Origin of the sequence: Alkalinema pantanalense CENA528, from assembly GCF_050753345.1 — a bacterium.
GTDB lineage: Bacteria > Cyanobacteriota > Cyanobacteriia > Leptolyngbyales > Leptolyngbyaceae > Alkalinema > Alkalinema pantanalense.
Genome location: NZ_JBLZFX010000054.1, coordinates 1 through 19574, shown reverse-complemented (window position 1 = coordinate 19574; position 19574 = coordinate 1). Strand labels below are relative to the sequence as shown.

Here is a 19574-nt window from a genome sequence, read left to right as displayed (position 1 = left end):
TCCTGCAATCACGATCGATTATCCGACAACACCAACGCAACAAAATGCACAATGCCCGATCGTCGATCGCGAAAATAACATTGCCGAATGTGCTGAGAATCCACCTCATAAACAAACGGCTTAGGATACTGCGGATTCTGCCGCTTATAATCATGCATCAGCACCTTTTGCACCTGCGTCTCCCAATCCCCCGCCATCCGTACCAAACCCTCCTCACACACCCGCTGATCATCCTGGGATAGCAGCAAAACCTCATAACTCTGCGCTCCTTGCCGCTTCCAGCGCAACTCGATCGAGGCATTAAACACTTGCCCCGCCGCCTGCTCAAAGCTCTCCGGCAACTTTCGAACCATGCCACTGACCCGATGACTCCAGCGCAGAAAATAGCAAGCCTGCTCCCCTGCATACTTCTTAATCAATGCTCCTAGTGACTCTTGAGAAGCCACCGATCCATAAGCAACATAACTCATGCATCAATCCCCACAGCAATCTTCCAAGCCTTCACCGATCGCATAAACAAATCTTTAACTTGCACATCCCCCTGTAACACTATTTCCGCACCAAATCCCAATTCCATCGGGCTCACGCCGATCGCAGCCTCCTGGCGATCGGGATAGGGAAAGCCATAGGGATTCTTTTTCCCTTCTGCAAAAAACTCTCCCGCACCTAACAGAGACTGGCGGGGCCAAACTTTAGCATGTCCCACCCGTTTAATCTGGTCATTTTCCACAATGCAAGTGGGATACTGTACCACAGCCTTTCGGTAAACCACCTTCATCGTCCCCAACCCCCGCGACTTCCCATAGCCGATCGAAAACCACCCCTCATCCAAATCCCTTAAAACCAACCCAATTAATCCCAACTGGGCCAAACTAAAATTCTTCAAATGCAGCGTAGTCACAAAGCGACCCTGGGTACAAACCTGATAATTAAATAACCCCGCCCCAGAGGTTGACCCCAAAACCCGGTCGATCGCCACACTATTGCGCTCCTCCAGGATCACAGGCAACTCAGGATCAGGATAGGCATCATCAATTCGAACCCGACTTGCTATATCAGTATTTCCAAACATCTGTTCAGTAAAACTAGAAGTCTTGTAAATATCACTACTCGTTTCACCCTCGCGCTTGAATCGCTTCTGACTCCTATCTTTACTGAGAGGATCATTGGCCCAAATCGTTTTACTGGATGAGTTATCCCCTCCAACTGTCCGAACTAATTTTTCTGCGTATGCCCGAATCGCCCCTTTCAAAGAACTCCCCGGTAGATAAATACTCTTTTGCCCATCACGATAGGTTTCCACGAATTCCATATCCGGCTTCGTCGGATCACCGCCCTGTCCACTCGCCTTAATCAACAACGGCCCCTGAGCTTCCAGACCAAATTCGATCGAACATTGATTCACAAGCTGCTTATGCATATCCCTTTACCCATTCATTCCCATCACTGCTTGATTCAACGATCTATTCAACACTCGAAGCCCCAGCCATTTCTGTCGGCGTATTCCGAAGATAGGTAATCAACGATGCCACCCAACGACTCCGCTGCAACAACCCATCTTCAAACGGTATCCCATCGGCCTCTACCAAACACTGAATATACGTCAAAACTTTCTCTGGATCAGGCTCTGTACTCCCGTCCCTACAAACATCCACCCAATTCATCGCCTCAATCTCTAGCTTTACCACCCCCAATCCCCGCGATCGTGCCCCTCCCAAAGGCACCTGCTCCCGCTCAAACTGATTCAGCCCCAACATCAGCAATCCCAACTGCCAATCCTCAGCATTTTCTATCACCGCCTGAAACTGAAACACCGTCCCCGCAGGCACCACCTGAAAGTCATACTTTGCCCCACCGACTGCCGTTTCCGTATCCCGATCGATGCCTACCCCATCCCGTTCCTGGTACTGCCCAAACCAAGTTCCCGGCATCACCGTCAAATCACGAATCTGCAATTTCCCCGCCAACCAAGGTGCACCAAAAATCTGCGAGACTTGATCAGTTTTCGCTAAAATTGCCTTTGTCAAAGCCTCATCATTGCGGTCAGGATCAGCCCTATAGGCTTCCTTGAGTTTTTTGATATCATCTTGAGGTTTATCAATCAGATCAGACGGAGCCGAAGCAAAATCAGAATTAACTGCCCGGAGGAAAGCCTCAACCCGCGATCGCAACGCCCCCTTAAAGCTTGACCCTGGAATAATCGGCTGCCCCAGCACATCCTTCATCACAGGTAAATCCGTCCCGATCGGATCAATCGATCGGCCAGCCCCCACCCGAATAGCTGTCACTGTATTCAAAGTCCCAATAATTTCCAATCGATTTTGAAATTTATCAAACATCCTTCAACTCCTAACGTAATCCTTCCGATCGTTCTACGTGCTCATGGGTGCCGTAGTAGCGCAACTCTAAGCAGCTATCCACCTTACGACAACTGATCCGCATCGCATCATTGACCCGAAAATGGTCAATTGCATCCGAATTTTTATAACGAGTGTAGGTAAACCGAGCCAATGCACTAGTATCTCCATTGCTGGCTTCTAAGCAACTAGTAACCTCCGCCAACAGACTTTGAATCTGACATCGCTCCACCGGATTTAAAACATTCTGATAATCCGTGGTAAATGTAGTCGCATATTTCAACCGTGGGAAAGCCAATAAATTCTGTGACAACAACTTTTGTTTTACCTTATTCCACAACAGTAACCCCCAAGTCGAAAGCACCTTACGATCTCCCACGGTTCCCAGCATTATTTCTGGAATACCTACGGCGGCGGCTACCGAAATCCCTCCAGCATTGGCTAATGCTAACTGCATCCTGTGAGGCTCTAACATCGATTCATCGATTGAAATCGGCAGCCGAGGAATCCGAATCAGTGGTGAACCTTGGCCTTCAAAAATGTAGGCAATTTCATCGGCATAAAACATCCCAATCGTGTTCATATAACCCTGTAGGCTCTTGAAACCACCCACTAAGTTAAAAATAACTTCATAGCGATCGCGGAGCGGTTCGATCGTTTGTTGTAACCAACTAATCAAATCATCAACTCCCTCCGAAAAATGCTCCGTACTGGCGGTTGAAAGTTCCTTAGGCATATAGATTTCCACCTGAGTGAGTCCCTGTTGCCGCAGATACGCTTCAACGATCTCAGCAGTGACACATCCCTGAGCAGTATCAGTTGCAATTAACCATTGCATATCCTGTTTAGCTTGACTTAAATCCTCGTCATACAAACCATAGATCCCGTTCAGTTCGGCACTGGCCCGACGGACTGCTGCAATTCCCTTGCCAAGTTGCTGCTCAGCTCGTTCCTTTAAGCGCTGGATCAGACCCTGAACCTGAATGGAAGTAACCTTCATTGATAGGTTCGCTTCATCTCTCAGTTCAGTCTGCCAAGTCTTCTCATCTGGATTATTACGATCGACCCGATTGGTTAATAAACTAGTGCCGATCGTCGAAATAACAATTTTAGGCTTGGAAGTTTCAAACATGATTAGCGATGATGGTTATGAGGAGGCTGTGGACGCTGGGTAGCTGCAAAGTTTCCCCCTCGGGTAGGATTCTCTGATTTATTACTGAGCTTTGGTTTTGGTGAATCCTGTCCCTTACTCTGTGATTTGGATGAGCGATCTCCTTGTGTAGGAGATTCCCCGATCGCAGCAGTATACTCGCGGTAAAGATAGCCAAAATAAAGCCTTGCTAACTTCAAATGTAAGTCTTGCTCAATTCGATCTTTCTGGTCGGTTAAATAATCCTTAATTTCCCGATCATCCAAACGGTTTTTAACCTCCTCCAAAATACCTTTGACATCATTACTTAGGGCATCAATCGAGGCAATTACGCCATTAGCAAAGCGTTGATTATCGTAGGTTGTGACCCAGACTTTATTTGTTTCTCGACGACCACTCTGGTAACGAATGTAAGTCTTGATAGTCTCCAACGAACTAGCAGGCTCCATGGCAACATTTAGTACATTTCGAAATGGAGCTTTCTTTGGATCAGATTCTGCAACTGCAATGTTGAAGTTCTTAACTATTTGCCTAATCTGAGTGATGATGGCATCTTGTCGATAGCGGCTTTCTAAATCAATTTGCAGCATCAGTTGTTGCAGCTTTGCAAATGGTAGCGTCATACGGCAGCCTCCCGAAAAATAGTGTGAAATGGATTGCAAATTGAAACCTGTCCAAACCCCTCAACAGTTCGATCGCCAATGCCCTGAACCTCTAGCTTCGTCAAAGCCTCCAGCCAACCCTGAAGATTAGTCGTGCTAAATAAATACACAGCCCCCCGATTAGTCATTAACTCCATATCCTTCATCAGCCCCCATGCAGAGTTCCAGCCCCCGCGATAGTCATAGCTGCTATAGGCCACCTCCAATTTGAGACTCCCATCCGCCACACCCGTCATGGCTTGTAGCATCTCCCCTGACAACACCATCGTCCTCCGCCAGTGTTCAGATAGAATTGCCTCCGCTTGCAAAGTAATTGCAAAAAATTGCTTCTCAGCCACAGGAGACGCCTTTCCCTGTCCCAGTACGCTCCACAACTGCCAACGCTCTTGCAGCTTTTGGTTAAACCGTTGAATCCGATCGCCCACTGTTTCCGGTAAAGACTCCTGCTGACCAGCCTTTTCCACAGCTTGCATGATTACACGACCTAAACCTCTAGAAGTACTCCCCCCTAACCGAAAAGTGTTGCCATGGCAGTTAATAAAATTCACTAACGACGGGGCTAATTGATCGGGGCAATAAATGATACTCCGATAGGCCACATACTCCCACTTGACCCGCTGTTGCTTGGTATCTCGAACAAAGGATTCATTCAAAACCTCAACACTGTATAGCATTTGGTCTTGTGCCGTAGCTCTGCGTCGATTAATTCCCACCCTAGTCAAGAAGCGAGTACTGGCTTTGTGCTGTCGATAATTATTCTGGGCATCGCAACTATAGAAACTACTAAACGGCTCAACCCGATCGCCATCCATCGGGCAAGTAGGCGAATAGGGATAGCCCACCTGATCCGCACAAAAGCGATCGATTAAGGTATCAAAAACCCCCCCTTTTTTAGCATCCCCAGCCCTAAACCCCGGATTATTTTTTGCACTGACCGCTGTAGCAGGCAAGACTTGAATTCGTTCATCAACACAACGCCACTGATGCTCACTTTCTTTAGCGATCGCACAGTACGCATTCTGGAAAATAGCAGGTTCAGCCCCCAGGAATAAATCCCGAAACTCATTATCAGATTGACTTAAATCCTGTCCCTGTTGTCCCGCTAACCGCAAAATATAACCCGCGATCGCCCCTCGAATCACCCCCCCAGGAATGAACTGTTCCGCTTCGCTGACAGACGTTCCTGGCTTTTGTCGCCCGATCGCTAAAGCCGCATGGGCCGTAATTTTGAGTTCGATCGCTATCATGCCCGTTCCCCTTTCAACCTATTCAAGATTTCTGCGGTTACCTGTACCTGTGGCAGTTGCCAGGTTAACCAACCCAGCCCAGCCGACTTGCTCCCCCCCAGTGCATCAATACGCTTGAGCGCCGCTATCATCAGCACTCGTATTGCTTGAATATCTTCAGGCGGTACCTGAGGCACATAAATTTGAATTGACCCAACAAAGTTCAGCTGGGCATTTAATGGTGAGGTTTCTCGGAAAAACAGCTTCTGGTCTTCTGCGGTTTGACGCCGACGGTTGATCGCCACCCCAGGCCGTATTACCTCCATTAGCTCATCTTTGGCGTAGTTACAGACCAAATCATTAACCACAATCCGAGAAGGCAAAATAGGATCCCCAAACCACTGAGAAATCCAACAGTGAAAACCAGAATAGCCATCCACCCGATAGCGCTGTCTCAAATTCTGGGGAATCTGTTCTTCAGGGGGACAGAGCTTATCTGCGGCAGGAGATTCTGCAATCCACCAGCCTAAACTACGAGCCAGTTTTTCACACTCATGGCGTAAACGGCCTTTCAAGTGCGACCCCGGAATAATCAATTGCCCTTGAGCATTGCGGACGATGGATTTATCCATCAATGAAGATGATGCTGTTCCTGATCCAATGCAAAGAGCCGTATCAATCGTCGCCGTAATCTCAAAGTCCTGCAAAATGCGATCTGTCAGTTGATTTAGAATAACCATAAGGCGCATCATTCCAGCATTTTTTGAATACAAAAGTACATTAAGGAATCCAGAAGCTTATGATTCCTCCTAGCCGATATGATTAGTTGGAGCTACCGTAACCTTGGGCTTGTGTTTAGCTCGACTGCGACTACGACCTTTCCCATCCTCTACGAAGGGATACAAATCCACTAAATCCCACCAAATCGTTTCATAGATTGCCTTCTCTGTCTTTTCAGATGATGAAGCAGCTTCTGTAGGAGCATTTGCCGCTAACATCGAAATCCAAGGTGCAAGATTACCGTTATTGGTTCTTGCATTACACCACTGATAATCAAACACTGCTTTTAATCCGTTAGCATCCTCATCAGACAGCCTTGCCTGAAAGTAACGATAATTGAGTATCGCAATCTGCTTACCTTGCTTAAGAAAGCTACGAATTTGGTATAGCTGACTGTTAGGGAAGTGAGCCTGCTTTAACCCTTGGGACGTTTGTAAAAGAGCACCCAATTCATGGAGCGTGTAAGGCCCACCATAAAGTTTGAGGTCATGGTTTTGTCCAGAAACTTTTGTGAGCGCCTGCTGACGGAACTCATTGAGGTCAGATGAAACCATCGTCACTGACTTCATGACTAAAAAGTCTACAGTTCCGCCTAGATACCCCCGCTCTTTAAGATGTTTAGCACGCTTTTTGGCGGATTTAAGTAACTGTTCAACTAAGCGTTGAGCGTAATAAACTGGAGTATTCTCTGCTGTGATTAGGACACCCGTTGAAAGACTCAGTTTACAAGAATTGACTGCCACTGGATCGATCGTGCACCGATGAACTTGCTCCGGTTGGTAAATATGATTGGCTCGATAGGTTTGATCATTACGCTCAAGCAAAATTTTCTCAAACTCTTCCCCAATTGTTTTAGCAATGTCTAGGGCTTGACGGGCAGGTACCACCAAGAAGACATCGTCCCCCCCAATCGCAATGATTTCAAAGGGATGGATTTTGACATATTCAGTTTTTGTCTTTTTCTCAGCCATTCCCTCACGCAGAATCAGTTGTGGCGAGAGGTGAGAGGCTAAAGCACGATATACAGCCTGTTCGGTTGCTGTGAAAATGTCTTCACTAAATGCTTGGTAGGCTTGTGGGCTACGAATTTGCTTCTGAATGTATTGCCCCATATTATTGCCATCAGCATAAATGTAGGCAATATACCCTTCTGGATCACTGGTTTGACCAATTTCCGGTAACGATCGAGCTTCCTTGACTATACCTGCTCGGCTCAGTTTTTCAGGGTCATATTTTGTCTCTAGCTCAGGATGGTTTTTCAAATATTGCAAAAACTTCGCTACCCAACTGTTGGTAGTATTCGGAGCAGTCCAATGGGGAGAGATAGGGCTAATCCAGTCAGGCTTAATCTCTTCATATTTCGTCAGCTGACCCATAAGACGCTTGCGAGCAGAGGCTTCGGAAAGCTTGGGTTCGCTAGGGAAGACAGTAGCCTGACCAACTGCCGATCGACGATCGCTATCATCCCGTTGTGCATAGGGATGGGTTTCATACATCGGTGGGTAACTACGTACGCTATTTCGTTGCTCACACTGATTGCCGCTCCGTCGCTGATTAAACTGAATCGTCAGCTTAGTAACAAGTTGATTAAAGTTTTTCTGCTGTTGAAATTGCTGTTTAATTTCAGATTCCAGTACATTCTTTTCTCTGTTGGTATTAGACGATTCAAGCTGATAAATCTGGGAGTATTGCTCCAACCAAGGCGTGTTTTCGATCTGGTCATCTAAGAGCCCAAACTGAAATTCAAGCAGCTTAAAAGTCTCACCGACTGCGCAGGAATTTGCTGTCAGCGTGACTTCTGTGTAATAACGTTCGATCGCATCAGCTAGCGTATGCACGTAAGGCGCAGGACAAAATGCTAGGATATTACCCCCTGTAGAGTAAATAATCAGTTCAGGAATCAGGGCCTTTCTGAGAGATGGATAATGTTGGTCTAGCCATTGTGCAACGCTTGGATTATCTGGCCCTTGTCCGAAAAAAGCGGGTAGATCCACCAAGTTAATCTGATCCAAAAGTGCAGAGGCTCCTCGAATATCTTGAAGATTCTCTGTTTCAAATACATATTGCTTAATCTTGGTAGCACCGCCGTAGACCAAGCCGATTTTATTTTCAGGCTGGCAGAGTTCCGGATATTGCTTCACTAAGTCGATCGGATAATCAGGAAACTCTTCAGGTGTAATCTGATACCAGGATTGTATAACGCGCCAAGTATTGTACCAATCATCCGGTACAGGCTTTTGTTCCTGAACATGGCTACGAAAAACATCAATGCTTTCAGCAGCCTTGGAATTTTCATAATTAAGGCACCATGAGAGGGCAATCAAAGTGCTTTCAGAGTGAATCGACATAGTCAAATAAACTTCAAATAAACTTCAAATAAACTATTGCGTTGATTTAGGTTGAGCATACCTGACTAATGGAAGAGGGGGGTTCCATCAGATGAAGATACTTTAAGTAAATGGATCTAGTGCTTTTAAATCTTCGTCACAATTATTGCTTTATCTAGAGTTAAATATACGGATTCATAATTAAAAATATAGATTTTGCAATACCCCCAACTCGATGATTCTCCGTGGGTATTCCGCTATACTGAAAAAAACGACAAACCAGGATCCTTTACACAGCCACCAATCGTAACAACCAAGACAAATTCTTCCAAAACGATCGTCAGCCTCGGCATAACCAGCCTGCGACTACTTTGGAGTTGAGAATTCTCCGTTTTACCGAACTACAAGCCGCCCCAACCAAAGGGGCCACAATTTCAAGCCCACACCCTTGGTAGACACCCTGGAATTGGCCAGCTTTTACACAAAACTGCGTTCTTCCCAGAAAATGCCATTGCAGACCATCAACTATTCACTCAGATATTGCCAACCTACCGCTTGACCAGTAACGCGATCGCCGTCATTGTGATCGATGACTCTGAAAAAGCATTGCAATTCATTAACAAGTAAAAATTAGCTATTTCTTTTTAGGAAAGACTGATGTTGCGGAGTATCTTTCACATCGCATCACTGAATGAGAAAAACTCTTCAACCATAATGTAGATTGAGCCATTCCACCCTGAGAAATAGTAATGGATGAATGATTTCTGATTAGATCATTTCTTATAGTTGAATGGTGGATGACACCTGAACACCGACATAACGTGGATTGCTGCTGTGAACAATATCAAAGGTGTAGAGCCGATTCTGCCCCGTAGAATCCACTGTTTGCACCACCAGGTTTGTTACAGGTGTAGTAGTCGCTCCCGGAAAGTGAAGCGGTTGAATCACTCTCAAGAAAACCGTTTTTGCCCGTCCAGTTTCTAAATCAGCATCAGTGCTGTAGACCAGCCTGGAAGCATCTGCAAGCAGAATGTAGGCGATCGTTTCATCGGTCTGGCTAAAACTAATCGAAGTTGCCCGTCCAGGCGCTACCTGAACTTGCACGGTACGAGTCGTCGCTGTGGCGCGATCGATAACCTGATAGGCTGAAGTTTGGGCCTGCACGGACAACACAGGCAATGCTAAAGCAATTAGCAACGCTGCACTGACAGACGTCAAAGCAGAAAATCGTTTCATCGGTTTACCCTCAAAAAACTATTGACCACCACAGAAACTTCGGTTCCCTCAGAAACAAACTGCACATTCGGTCGTTGCAGAAGCTCTTGCATGTTCTGGTCGGAGCGGCGGGACATTCGTTCAACAATGGGATTGAAGAATCCTTCTAATGCAGCCGCCCAAATTTGCGGTTCAGCACTGGTTGTATTCACGCTCTGATTAAAGTTACCGCCTGATGTAGTGGTGCTGGACTGGGTACGAGGCTGATTGATAATCGTTCCTACACGACCCAAGCTGTTGAGTAAACCTGTCAACAAGTCTTGACGAGCAATATCGGGGGCTACATCGTGCAGCTTCTGGGCAATCAGAGGGCGATTGTCTTGACCTCTAATTTGCAGGCTATCAGACAGTAAAGTTTGCTGACGGATCTGCCCAAAACGATCGCGGTATACAATGGCGATCGCGCTTGCCGACACTAAATTATTGCCCCGTCCAACAGCATGGGTGCGAACCACTAAAATCGTATCGTCTGGGAGCGCCACTTTACCATCCGTGGATTTCATAGCTTCCGTCAACTGCACAACAAACCGATTTTCCTGGGAAGACCTTGTTCCAGCAGTCGCGTTATTCCCCCCGTCATCCCAAATCATCGGCAGGATGACTCTGGCTTTAGTAGAGCTTCCAAGTGCCACCTCTCGGAATTCACCCAGGTGCTGATCCAGTTGGCTCACCGGGGTACGGTTCAGGATGCCAAGCCTACCAAGAGTCCTATCAGCGCTCAGTGCAGAACCGGAACCCGTAAGCGAAGCCGCCTCAAAAGACCTAGAAATCGCATCAGAACCTGGCACTCTGTCAGACAACCCTGTTTCCGTTGCCCCAATCGAGACGACAGGAATCACGGGATTGGGCTGCGTTCCCAGGGAAGCCGGATCAGACGGGGTATTAACAGCCGTCCTCGAAGGCTCCGTTGTGCCGGAACTGACCCGCAACTGTCCAACATTTGCCAGTTGTGCCCATCGCTGGAATGGATCAACTCTCTCTATGGGTTGAATCCTTTCAGGGGGAGTCACTGATGGTTGGATAATGACTGGGTTGGGTCGAGAAACTGACCTAGGCGGAGATACCACAACCGGTTAGTTTGTCATCCCAATTAAAGGTCAGCGTTGTCCAATCACTCACAACCTTCTGGATTACCGCTGGGTAACGCCAGTTCCGTTCCTGCTCTGAAACATAAATCGTTTCACCATTTACCAACTGAGCAAAGGTTGTCTTCCGTTCAGCAATGCGGTTCACTCGAAAGGCAGTGAATAGGGTCAAAATAAAAATCAAGCTATTGAAGGCAGTTAGGCAGATAAAACATACTGCCAGCAAATTCTTGACCTCAGGTAGAAGTGGAGCTTGAATTCGTTTAATCTGCATCACTACCCTCGACGTATCAACGCAATACTTGTAACTGTGCCGTTCACGCAGTGTCTCCGAAGGAGAGTCGCATTACTGAAAATGTCGATCAAACTTTTCACATTGGATGAAATACCATTGTAAAGCGCAAAACCACCACCACCCGCGACCAGAACCGCCAGTCCTGGTGCAAAGATGCTGAGGAAAAAGAGAAATGCCACATCCGGCACCAACTCTGCTCCAGACTTAACCAGTACAACTGCACTTCTGATCTTAGTAGTTGAAGGTTTGAGAGGGAAGTTCCGAGTTCAGAAGCCCATGTTTCAAGCTTTGAGGTTCAAGAGCACCATTCCAGGGTTGAAGTTTCAGGTGTAAAAGTCAAGTTTCCGAGACCAAAAATCCAAGTTTTCCCTTCCAAGCTCGGATTTTGCTGTTTAGAGATTCAAGTCCCGACTCCAGAGGTCAAATGGTGAAGATCGAAGAGGGCTACTCCTTTTACTAGGAAGCAGACATATTCCTTTACGCTCCGGCTTAGGCGTTTTTCTGCTTCGCCTACCCCTTCTAACAATTCCAAATATTCCGAAGCATTGAAGCATTTGAGACAAATGTTTAAATCCTTGAGATAAGTTTAAACATTGCAGTATAATCCTAATGGGTAGTGATATGTAGGGGATTGCTGTGATCAGTGGATTCACTCGTCAAGAGGCTTTAGCTTTAACCGGAATCAGTTCTGGTCGCTTGAGTTATCTAGATCGAACTGGGCTTGTTGTGCCTGAAAAGTTCGGCAATCCCAAGCATCCTAAAGTTGTCTACACCTGGCAAAAAGTCCTTGAAATAAAAACGATCGAGCGATTGAGGGAAAAACTCTCGCTTCAGGAAATCCGCAAAGTACTTGAGTTTTTGAAACTAAAGGAGCATAAGCCATCGTTTTTTGTTCATAGTCTTGTTTTCGTTAACGCACAACTTTATTTGATTGAAGATCTGAAGGACTTTGGTTTGATCGTTTTAGAAGCTTCCGGCAAGAACCAGGGACAGGTTGCTATTCAGGAAGTGGGACCTGTTGGTGATGTCGTTGCTGAGTTATGGAAAGAAGCCCAGAAACATCATGTCTTGGATTTTGATAAGCGTTCTGGAATTTTCTTAAGCGACATTGCACATCAGGACTTTGTCGCTGGGGAGGTTAACTAGCGATGGCTTCCAGATCTGCCACAGAGGTTTTATATCAACGTGTAATGGAAGAAACGGGCTTCTACAGAAATGGTGTGCCTACTTCAGGTGTGATAGAAGCTGAATCTCTCCGCAACGACAATCAACAGCTTGAGAAGCGAATCAAATATAGTGCTGTTATTGATCCAGAGCAAATTAACGCTACGGCTGTATTTGAGCTATCTGGATCGCCTTGTATTTACTTCACTCAGTTAGATCAGTCTGATCCTGATCCAAAAGAGTTGGCACGGTTGCATAAACTATCCTGGAATCATGGTTTAGCACCAATGCTGTGGGTTGTGACACCGACGAGTGTTCGGTTGTACAACTGTTATTCCGAGCCTACACAAAATAATCCTGAATCTAATTTAATCGCCCTCTTTGAAAACACCGAAGCAAGTTTGAAGCAACTCAATGAACACGCTAGTCGGCTTCAGCTTGAATCTGGAGAATTTTGGCAATGGCAAAATGCAAAGCAAATTGATCGAAAGAAGCGAGTCGATCGCGTTTTAGTAGAGGATTTACAAAAAGCTGAGAAGAAGCTAAGAGCAGAAGGGCTAGAGTCTCAAATTGCTCATGCTCTTTTGATGCGATCAATCTTTGTGGCGTATCTTCAAGATCGAGGCATCTTAGATACGCAGTTTTTTCAATCTCGATTCAATGTCGAGTCCTTCAATGATGTGTTGGATGATATCTTAGCCACATCCAGGCTGTTTGAATGGCTGCAAGTCACATTCAATGGAGATATGTTTCCAGCATCCACTGTTTACCCAAATTCTTATGAAGCAAGGCATCTTCAAATCGTTAAAGACTTAGTATGTGGAACAACAGAGATTGAATCAGGTCAAGGAAGGCTCTGGCGGTTCTATGACTTCAAGGTGATTCCTGTAGAGCTAATTAGCTCAATTTATGAAAATTTTCTTTATTCTAAGGATTCACAAGCAGCTGAAGAGACAAGTGTACACTATACACCTGTTAATTTGGTTGATTTAGTACTTGATGAAATTTTCACGAAGCTTGATGGCGATTCTAAAGTTTTAGATTTAGCCTGCGGATCGGGTTTATTTTTAGTGGAGTCTCTGCGGAGATTAGTAGTAAAGCGTTGTATGAGCGGGGAAAAACCCTCTCGACAGCTTATTCGTGAAACCCTATACAATCAAGTTTATGGTGTGGATATTGAATCACAAGCAATTCAGATTGCTGCATTCAGTCTATACCTTACAGCCTTGGAACTTGATCAAGAATTAGAACAAAATAGGAATCTATCAAGTGACTTGAAGTTCCAGCCTTTAATTGGTAGAAGTCTATTTTCTTGTGATGCTTTCAACGAGGAAGCCGACTTTAATCGAGTAGATGATCTTGCTAATAAGAAAATTAATGCAATTGTAGGAAATCCTCCTTGGACTAAATCGAAGTTTACGAAATCAGCTTCAGAATATTGCAAACGTAAACGTCCTGAACAAGGATATCCAAAGGGCTATCCTCTAGCCTACGGTGATCCACCCGATCAAGCATTTCTCTGGCGTGCTGGTGATTTTTCCAATGAAAATACACAGATTGGGCTGATTTTACATGGAAGAGCATTCTTCAGTAATTTTCCAGAAGCTAAGGCTGCAAAAGAAGCTCTTTTAATGCGCTTTAAGCCGAGAACAATTATTAACCTTTCCAAGCTTTATAGAGAAAACTTGTTCCCTAACTCCGAAGCTCCCGCAATTATTTTAATTGCAGAAGGACATCGCTCGGCGGCGAGAGATATCTGTTATTTTGTTTGTCCACGGCGCTCTGTAGATTATAAAAAACATGGAATTTTAGAGATTGGGGCTGAAGATGTAAAAAAATTACCGGTTTATGGTGTGGCATCAGATTCCGATATACTCAAAGTTGCTACATGGGGAGGTGCTAGAGATTTAGCACTAATTCAAAGATTAAGAGAATCGCTATCAAGTATTGAAGAAGTCGCAGGAAATCCCTTCAGAAGTGGATTTATGCGCGGTAATCGCAGCAAGGAAGTACCACAAATCCTAAAGGAGAAAAAATGGCTTCCTTCTAAAGTGATGCCAAAATATAGAATTGATGCAGCTACACTAGATATTCTTCCATATAGTAAAATGGAAGCTCCAAGAGACTATCAGACTTACAAATCTCCTTTACTTATAGTCCCTGAGAAAATCGAATCAACAGGTATTTTCTCGGCTTTTTGTAGTGAGGATATTGTATATCCAAAGAATTATTATGGACTTTCAATCTCAGAAGGTTCTGAATATTTAGTTCACTACCTGAATGGTATTATCAACTCTTCTTTAACAAGTTATTTTTTGTTTATGACATCATCATCATGGGGCGTTGCTCGGAAAACGCTAATGATGCAGGATATAGCACGTCTTCCAGTTCCTTTTCCTGTTGAAGATAATTCTCATGTTGTTTCTCAAATCATTAATTTAGAAAGACAATTAGTTGAGCATCATAATACTTCAGCATACCCACATCTAAAGAGAGAGCTTGATGATGCAGTATTCAGCCTTTATGGCTTAGATGAGACAGAGCAAACTTTGGTCAAGGATGGTATCACCATAACCATTGATTTGTATATGAAACGAGAAGAATCAACAGCTCTACGACGACCTAAGATTTCTGAATTAGAACTATACGCTACAGATCTCATCAGTGTAATTCAGCCTTTTCTCCAAACTTTGCGTGAAAGGGCATTAGTAGCTGACGTTATAGAAGTTAGTAATTCTCCTTTACAAGTAGTCAAGTTTAGCTTTGTACCTGTACCTGGTCGTGAGCCTGTTGTTCAGACTACTCAAGTTCAGGAATTAAAAGCAGTTCTGAATCGAATCGCTGAACAGTTGCCTCAGCAAATTGCCGATCGAATTTTCACACGTCGAGATTTGCGAATCTACAGTGGGCAAGATATTTACATTGTTAAGCCCGCTCAGAAGCGTTATTGGAGCCGCTCTGCTGGGTTAAACGATGCTGACCTTATTCTCTCTGAACACTTGAGGGTAAATCGTGCTGCCATTGGATGAACCTACTGCATACGGAGAGTTAGCCATCAACTTGCCGCTAAACATCATTGCAACCGTCTTGGATATCACAATGGTCGGCTGGTCGTATGTCATCTCCAGTGGCAAAGTGAACATCAGTAGCACTGAACCTGAAATTGCAGGTCATCTAGGACGGGAAATGACCGCAGAGAAAAACCGTCGTCTAGGTTTAAAAAATCAGATCCGAATAGAAGAAGAGGTTGGAACTCGCTCTTCGCCTACATCAGATAAGCCTGAAGGTCGCATCGATATCAAAATTATTTACAGCTTTAATGAAGCTGAGTACTTTGGTATAGAGTGTAAAAGAGTTAGCTCTAGAGATAACAGTTTGGCTAAGAAGTATGTGGATGAAGGCATAATGCGCTTTGTGACTGGTAAATATAGTCCCGGTCATGATTGGGCTGCAATGGTGGGATTTGTAATTGATGGTAATAGCAGCGATTGTATCAATCTGATTCGTAACTATCTAACTCAGAAGTGCCAAGAAACTTGTATGGAGAAGGATTGGGCTTTAGATACGAATTTTGGTACAACACAAGACATTTATAGAACTTCTCACCGTCAGCAGGGACGGAGCTTCCTTTTTAAGCTTCTTCATCTGTTTCTGGTTATTGGCTAGCTGAAACACCACTCTGACCAGTAGTGAGATCGCCCTCCAGCCCGCACCTTTCAATTTTTGAACTTGGAGTTTTGACCTTTTTGCTTGAAGCTCAAACCTCTGAACCCGGAGCCTCAGGCTGTTTTCTGAAAAAATCAGGCTCAGAACCCGGAATGTCGCGCTTTCTGCTTCAAAAGCTGAGTTCTGAGCTTAAGCGATCTCCCTCTGAAATCCAATCATTCGGCTATTTTCTACGCTGCTTCACCTTCCGGCTGCACTGTCCGAGACCTTTGCACAAATTGCCACCCCTTATCCACCACCGCATCCAACCCAAAAAATTTCAGCCCGATAGCGATCGTAGAGCTTGCCTAACTCTTCATTAAAAACATCCCGGTCTTCCCCCACCCATTCCTGAATCTCATCTCTGGCTTGCTGAAAACGGGTCTTCAGCTCCTCTGCCCACTCCAACGCATTCACAGACAAATCATCTTTAGGGAACAGATAACGAAATTCATGACGATCGCGGCTGCGAATCCGCGTCGGCTCCCACAACGGATTAACCACCTCCCTAGCAAGAATGGTGAGCGAACCCGGAACATCCGCAGGCATAGCAAAACTGCGATAGAGGCGATCGTCCTTTTTAAAGTCAAAAAAGTAACTGGGATGGGTTTCAGACCACCGCTTCGCATCTGAAAGTAGATTCTCTCCTTCAATCTCCTTGATGTCCTCCAGCCGCTCTGCACTCTTAGGCGAATCCACCTCTACCTGAAGCGCTTGAAATAGACGATTGAGTAGTTTTCGTTGACGGCGCTCAAACCGCTCAACATTCTCTCCTTCCCCCGGCATGGACGATCGCACCCGTCCAATATTCGTTGCCACCAACCCGACCTTATTCTGATTCACTGCCGCCGCAATCTGCGCTAGGTTCTGGTACTTCAAACGACTATCGTCACCTACAACTTCGGTATAAGCGAGTTTCGGACGTTGCTTCACCGTCTCAAATCGCCCTAGCTCACCAGCTCGCAGCGTTTCCTTAGCAATGTTGGGTAATTGACTAGCAGAACTGACCATCAGTTGATCCCCATCAAAGTCTGCCTGGTGATAGTCTTCAGCATCTTTAGGGTTGATCCAGATGACATTGCGGGTTTTCTTTAATTCTGGGTCATGAATATTTTGGTAGAGGCGGATATTGTCTGAATTGACGATCGGATAGCGAGTCAGAATAACATCCCCTTCTGGAAGATGAGGCACACAAACCGTACCGCGCGGTAAATCATTGGATGGCATCGCCATGCCTGAACTATGGGTATACCCGCTCTTGATCGCTAAATCCCGCCACCTGCCTGCTACATAATCGGTCGCAAATTTCCGAAACTTGGGGGTTTCAACTAGCTGTCCATATTTATCATTCCGAAGCAGAGAAATCCAGCGGGATTCTTGCACTGGGCTGTTGACATTTCCATCCACATCCTCAAACCCTTCCTCCAGTGACCCTTCGGGCATTCGTTCCTGTCGCCGCTGTTGTTCTTTATCGTATTCCTGCACGATGTACCGTGCCAGTACCAAAGGATTCCGTTGTAAATCTGCTAGAACGCTGGCTTTTTCTTCCGTCAGCGGCTTCAAGTCCTGCCGAACAGCGTCCTCAGAATACCAAATAGTAAACTGCCAACTATTGTCGTAACTAGTGGCTCTAGCATTGCCTCGATTACCCATGGCAGCTTGTGGAAACTGATAATCTCCACAAGGAATTAACGTATCCAATCGTGTCTTTTTAATGCCCTTGATCGACGATCGATCCATAACGATGTCATAACCTTCTGCATCGGTAAGTTGAGCATTAGGCAGTAGTGTGCCCTTAGCTAGGAAGCTAGCACGGGGACTGCCTTCTTCACGTCCTTCTGCCCACTGACGCCTCCAGGCAAACCGGAACTGAAACGGGCAGTTCAGCTCACCCCCCAATTGACGGGCGAGCTGCGGCGAAATCTTACCGTGGCAATCTCCAGTCTTATAGCGTGCATACTCCGGGTCATTGAAATCCACAATTTTGACCCGTAAGTTCTCCAATTTGTCAGATCCCTTGTAGCAGTTACTCACCAGCAGAGAACCATACCGACAAGCAGCATCTGGCTCTGTTGCAAACAATCGACGGATCTTCTTACGCAAATCGTCATCTGCAAAATAGTAACTGTTGCCAGAGCTAAATGTGAGCCGCCGCGAAATACCATCGGCAAAATTGTGCGCTCGTAAATGATTTGCGTCCGGATTACGATGATCAATTTTCACCAGCAGCAGAGATTGCAACTCCTCTGGCTCAAATATCTGTTCCAGCAAAGAGTTTTTAATAATTTCCGGCTCAGATAAATACCGTCCTTTCCCGTTATTGTACGACCCATCAAAAATCGGGATACTGAGACCGGAACCCTCAATGACCCGCGTGACCAGATCCATTACCTACTATTCATAATATATATGTACTATAATCTAACTTGAAAAACGTTAGACTGTTTTTTAACCTTTGCACGAAGTTGCACTGACAAAATCAGTCAGGTGGCTATTTGAAATGAATAAGTCAGGAGGAATAACAATGCCATGGCATATTAAACGTCTGGTGAACGGTTTACTGGTGCAGGAATACGATCGGGAGCCTGATGATGAAAGCGAGGAACTCCTAACTCCCGATGACAAGACTCAGGATGAGTGCTACCCAAATTTTGCTCACCTGAAGCCTGGAGAAACCCTGGTACTCCCAGAAGAAAAACCTCAAACCACGGCTTCAGGCTCCTGGTATCCCAGCCAGTACGAAGATTTGGATGAGTTTTTGAACAGTGATCCGGGGGCGATCGATAAGTTGGACAGTGGCAACCGATCGCGCCGCTTCAACTGGCGCTATTATGAACCCAACGAATCCCTATGACTTCAGGGAGCAGATAAGGCCAATGTTGCATGAGCCATGAACTCAATATTCCAACTTCCAATTTGTCCGAGCCACAAGCTAGCTTTGATGACCCATGGAAAGAGCGAATTGGGCACGCGATTCACTGATAAGCTATTCAAAGTCCAGCTTCAGAGTGGAGAAGAAACCTGGATACTGGTACATATAGAAGTCCAATCCCAGGAGGATTCTGGCTTTGCCGAAAGAATGTTTGTATACAATTACCGTTGCTTCGATCGTTATCGTAAACCTGTGATCAGCCTTGCTGTTTTGGGCGATGAGCGCACAACCTGGCGACCCTCTTCTTACGGTTACAATCTGGGTGGTTGTCGGGTGGGAATTCAATTTCCGATCGCTAAGCTAATTGATTACGAAACTCAATGGGAAGAACTGGATCAAAGTCGAAACCCCTTCGTAGTCATGGTCATGGCTCACCTAAAAACGAAAGCCACCACTGGTCAGCCTCAACAACGTAAGCAATGGAAATGGACTCTCGTTCGGAAGCTATTCGAGCAAGGCTATAGTAGAAATGATGTAGTAGAGTTATTCAGGCTCATCGACTGGATGATGACTGCGGTGGACCCAAGCATTTGGACAAGATCTAATGAAAGTTAAGCTCTAAGTGTAACGTGAGCTCAGCCATCTCATAGATCAAAAGAGATTGATCTGACAAATG

18 protein-coding genes are annotated in these 19574 nt (G+C 45.5%); 6 read left to right on the top strand and 12 right to left on the bottom strand.

Translation table 11 applies throughout. The features are described 5' to 3' along the window. Nucleotides 1-8 precede the first annotated feature (8 nt). From ACN4EG_RS17090 to ACN4EG_RS17045, 10 genes are all read right to left on the bottom strand, one after another. The gene (locus ACN4EG_RS17090) at nucleotides 9-470 is read right to left on the bottom strand and encodes a hypothetical protein (RefSeq protein ID WP_431631232.1); all 462 of its coding nucleotides are present in this window, start codon (nucleotides 468-470) and stop codon (nucleotides 9-11) included. Then, nucleotides 467-1420 carry an RAMP superfamily CRISPR-associated protein gene (locus tag ACN4EG_RS17085; RefSeq protein ID WP_431631231.1) on the bottom strand — a complete coding sequence of 318 codons (954 nt, stop codon included), beginning with the start codon at nucleotides 1418-1420 and terminating at the stop codon, nucleotides 467-469. The genes ACN4EG_RS17090 and ACN4EG_RS17085 overlap by 4 nt, the downstream gene beginning before the upstream one ends. A gap of 43 nt (nucleotides 1421-1463) precedes the next feature. Then, complete coding sequence (csx7, locus tag ACN4EG_RS17080) at nucleotides 1464-2339, bottom strand: type III CRISPR-associated RAMP protein Csx7 (protein WP_431631229.1); 876 nt, start codon at nucleotides 2337-2339, stop codon at nucleotides 1464-1466. Between the two features lie 10 nt (nucleotides 2340-2349). Further along, the gene (locus ACN4EG_RS17075) at nucleotides 2350-3489 is read right to left on the bottom strand and encodes a putative CRISPR-associated protein (RefSeq protein WP_431631228.1); all 1140 of its coding nucleotides are present in this window, start codon (nucleotides 3487-3489) and stop codon (nucleotides 2350-2352) included. A 2-nt stretch (nucleotides 3490-3491) separates the two neighbouring features. Further along, complete coding sequence (locus tag ACN4EG_RS17070; RefSeq protein ID WP_431631227.1) at nucleotides 3492-4097, bottom strand: hypothetical protein; 606 nt, start codon at nucleotides 4095-4097, stop codon at nucleotides 3492-3494. A 29-nt stretch (nucleotides 4098-4126) separates the two neighbouring features. Next, nucleotides 4127-5416: a type III-D CRISPR-associated RAMP protein Csx10 gene (gene csx10 / locus ACN4EG_RS17065; protein ID WP_431631226.1), complete on the bottom strand. Its 1290-nt coding sequence runs from the start codon at nucleotides 5414-5416 to the stop codon at nucleotides 4127-4129. Next, a complete protein-coding gene (locus tag ACN4EG_RS17060) occupies nucleotides 5413-6135 on the bottom strand; it encodes an RAMP superfamily CRISPR-associated protein (protein WP_431631225.1) in 723 nt (240 codons plus the stop codon). Before ACN4EG_RS17060 ends, csx10 begins: the two co-directional genes overlap by 4 nt. Before the next feature lie 69 nt (nucleotides 6136-6204). Continuing rightward, entirely contained in the window at nucleotides 6205-8523 is a 2319-nt protein-coding gene (gene cas10, locus ACN4EG_RS17055) for a type III-B CRISPR-associated protein Cas10/Cmr2 (protein ID WP_431631223.1), read from the bottom strand. A 759-nt stretch (nucleotides 8524-9282) separates the two neighbouring features. Beyond that, nucleotides 9283-9738 carry a hypothetical protein gene (locus ACN4EG_RS17050; RefSeq protein WP_431631221.1) on the bottom strand — a complete coding sequence of 152 codons (456 nt, stop codon included), beginning with the start codon at nucleotides 9736-9738 and terminating at the stop codon, nucleotides 9283-9285. Continuing rightward, the gene (locus ACN4EG_RS17045) at nucleotides 9735-10448 is read right to left on the bottom strand and encodes a hypothetical protein (protein ID WP_431631219.1); all 714 of its coding nucleotides are present in this window, start codon (nucleotides 10446-10448) and stop codon (nucleotides 9735-9737) included. Before ACN4EG_RS17045 ends, ACN4EG_RS17050 begins: the two co-directional genes overlap by 4 nt. Before the next feature lie 16 nt (nucleotides 10449-10464). Between ACN4EG_RS17045 and ACN4EG_RS17040 the strand changes: the two genes are divergently transcribed. After that, nucleotides 10465-10767, top strand: coding sequence for a hypothetical protein (locus tag ACN4EG_RS17040; RefSeq protein WP_431631217.1), 303 nt, complete (start codon nucleotides 10465-10467; stop codon nucleotides 10765-10767). 60 nt (nucleotides 10768-10827) lie between these two features. On the opposite strand, the gene ACN4EG_RS17035 is transcribed toward ACN4EG_RS17040, so the two are convergent. Continuing rightward, a complete protein-coding gene (locus ACN4EG_RS17035; protein ID WP_431631214.1) occupies nucleotides 10828-11136 on the bottom strand; it encodes a hypothetical protein in 309 nt (102 codons plus the stop codon). Nucleotides 11137-11793: 657 nt separating this feature from the next. Here ACN4EG_RS17035 and ACN4EG_RS17030 point away from each other — a divergent pair. The 3 genes from ACN4EG_RS17030 to ACN4EG_RS17020 are packed head-to-tail and all read left to right on the top strand — an operon-like array spanning nucleotide 11794 to nucleotide 15987. Then, the gene (locus ACN4EG_RS17030) at nucleotides 11794-12303 is read left to right on the top strand and encodes a MerR family transcriptional regulator (protein ID WP_431631213.1); all 510 of its coding nucleotides are present in this window, start codon (nucleotides 11794-11796) and stop codon (nucleotides 12301-12303) included. Nucleotides 12304-12305: 2 nt separating this feature from the next. Continuing rightward, entirely contained in the window at nucleotides 12306-15350 is a 3045-nt protein-coding gene (locus ACN4EG_RS17025; RefSeq protein WP_431631211.1) for an HsdM family class I SAM-dependent methyltransferase, read from the top strand. Then, a complete protein-coding gene (locus ACN4EG_RS17020) occupies nucleotides 15334-15987 on the top strand; it encodes a hypothetical protein (RefSeq protein WP_431631210.1) in 654 nt (217 codons plus the stop codon). Before ACN4EG_RS17025 ends, ACN4EG_RS17020 begins: the two co-directional genes overlap by 17 nt. 288 nt (nucleotides 15988-16275) lie before the next feature. Here ACN4EG_RS17020 and ACN4EG_RS17015 read toward each other — a convergent pair whose 3' ends face one another. Further along, nucleotides 16276-18414: a hypothetical protein gene (locus ACN4EG_RS17015; protein ID WP_431631208.1), complete on the bottom strand. Its 2139-nt coding sequence runs from the start codon at nucleotides 18412-18414 to the stop codon at nucleotides 16276-16278. 136 nt (nucleotides 18415-18550) lie between these two features. On the opposite strand from ACN4EG_RS17015, the gene ACN4EG_RS17010 reads away from it, so the two are divergent. Then, nucleotides 18551-18880: a hypothetical protein gene (locus tag ACN4EG_RS17010; protein WP_431631207.1), complete on the top strand. Its 330-nt coding sequence runs from the start codon at nucleotides 18551-18553 to the stop codon at nucleotides 18878-18880. Between the two features lie 87 nt (nucleotides 18881-18967). After that, nucleotides 18968-19513 carry an Rpn family recombination-promoting nuclease/putative transposase gene (locus ACN4EG_RS17005; RefSeq protein ID WP_431631205.1) on the top strand — a complete coding sequence of 182 codons (546 nt, stop codon included), beginning with the start codon at nucleotides 18968-18970 and terminating at the stop codon, nucleotides 19511-19513. Nucleotides 19514-19574 lie beyond the last annotated feature (61 nt).

What these genes read in the sequence shown, in the direction of transcription:
- ACN4EG_RS17090 (WP_431631232.1), bottom strand. Translation starts at nt 470, where the DNA reads ATGAGTTATGTTGCTTATGGATCGGTGGCTTCTCAAGAGTCACTAGGA.
- ACN4EG_RS17085 (WP_431631231.1), bottom strand. Translation starts at nt 1,420, where the DNA reads ATGCATAAGCAGCTTGTGAATCAATGTTCGATCGAATTTGGTCTGGAA.
- csx7 (WP_431631229.1), bottom strand. Translation starts at nt 2,339, where the DNA reads ATGTTTGATAAATTTCAAAATCGATTGGAAATTATTGGGACTTTGAAT.
- ACN4EG_RS17075 (WP_431631228.1), bottom strand. Translation starts at nt 3,489, where the DNA reads ATGTTTGAAACTTCCAAGCCTAAAATTGTTATTTCGACGATCGGCACT.
- ACN4EG_RS17070 (WP_431631227.1), bottom strand. Translation starts at nt 4,097, where the DNA reads ATGCTGCAAATTGATTTAGAAAGCCGCTATCGACAAGATGCCATCATC.
- csx10 (WP_431631226.1), bottom strand. Translation starts at nt 5,416, where the DNA reads ATGATAGCGATCGAACTCAAAATTACGGCCCATGCGGCTTTAGCGATC.
- ACN4EG_RS17060 (WP_431631225.1), bottom strand. Translation starts at nt 6,135, where the DNA reads ATGGTTATTCTAAATCAACTGACAGATCGCATTTTGCAGGACTTTGAG.
- cas10 (WP_431631223.1), bottom strand. Translation starts at nt 8,523, where the DNA reads ATGTCGATTCACTCTGAAAGCACTTTGATTGCCCTCTCATGGTGCCTT.
- ACN4EG_RS17050 (WP_431631221.1), bottom strand. Translation starts at nt 9,738, where the DNA reads ATGAAACGATTTTCTGCTTTGACGTCTGTCAGTGCAGCGTTGCTAATT.
- ACN4EG_RS17040 (WP_431631217.1), top strand. Translation starts at nt 10,465, where the DNA reads ATGCCAAGCCTACCAAGAGTCCTATCAGCGCTCAGTGCAGAACCGGAA.
- ACN4EG_RS17035 (WP_431631214.1), bottom strand. Translation starts at nt 11,136, where the DNA reads ATGCAGATTAAACGAATTCAAGCTCCACTTCTACCTGAGGTCAAGAAT.
- ACN4EG_RS17025 (WP_431631211.1), top strand. Translation starts at nt 12,306, where the DNA reads ATGGCTTCCAGATCTGCCACAGAGGTTTTATATCAACGTGTAATGGAA.
- ACN4EG_RS17015 (WP_431631208.1), bottom strand. Translation starts at nt 18,414, where the DNA reads ATGGATCTGGTCACGCGGGTCATTGAGGGTTCCGGTCTCAGTATCCCG.
- ACN4EG_RS17010 (WP_431631207.1), top strand. Translation starts at nt 18,551, where the DNA reads ATGCCATGGCATATTAAACGTCTGGTGAACGGTTTACTGGTGCAGGAA.
- ACN4EG_RS17005 (WP_431631205.1), top strand. Translation starts at nt 18,968, where the DNA reads ATGACCCATGGAAAGAGCGAATTGGGCACGCGATTCACTGATAAGCTA.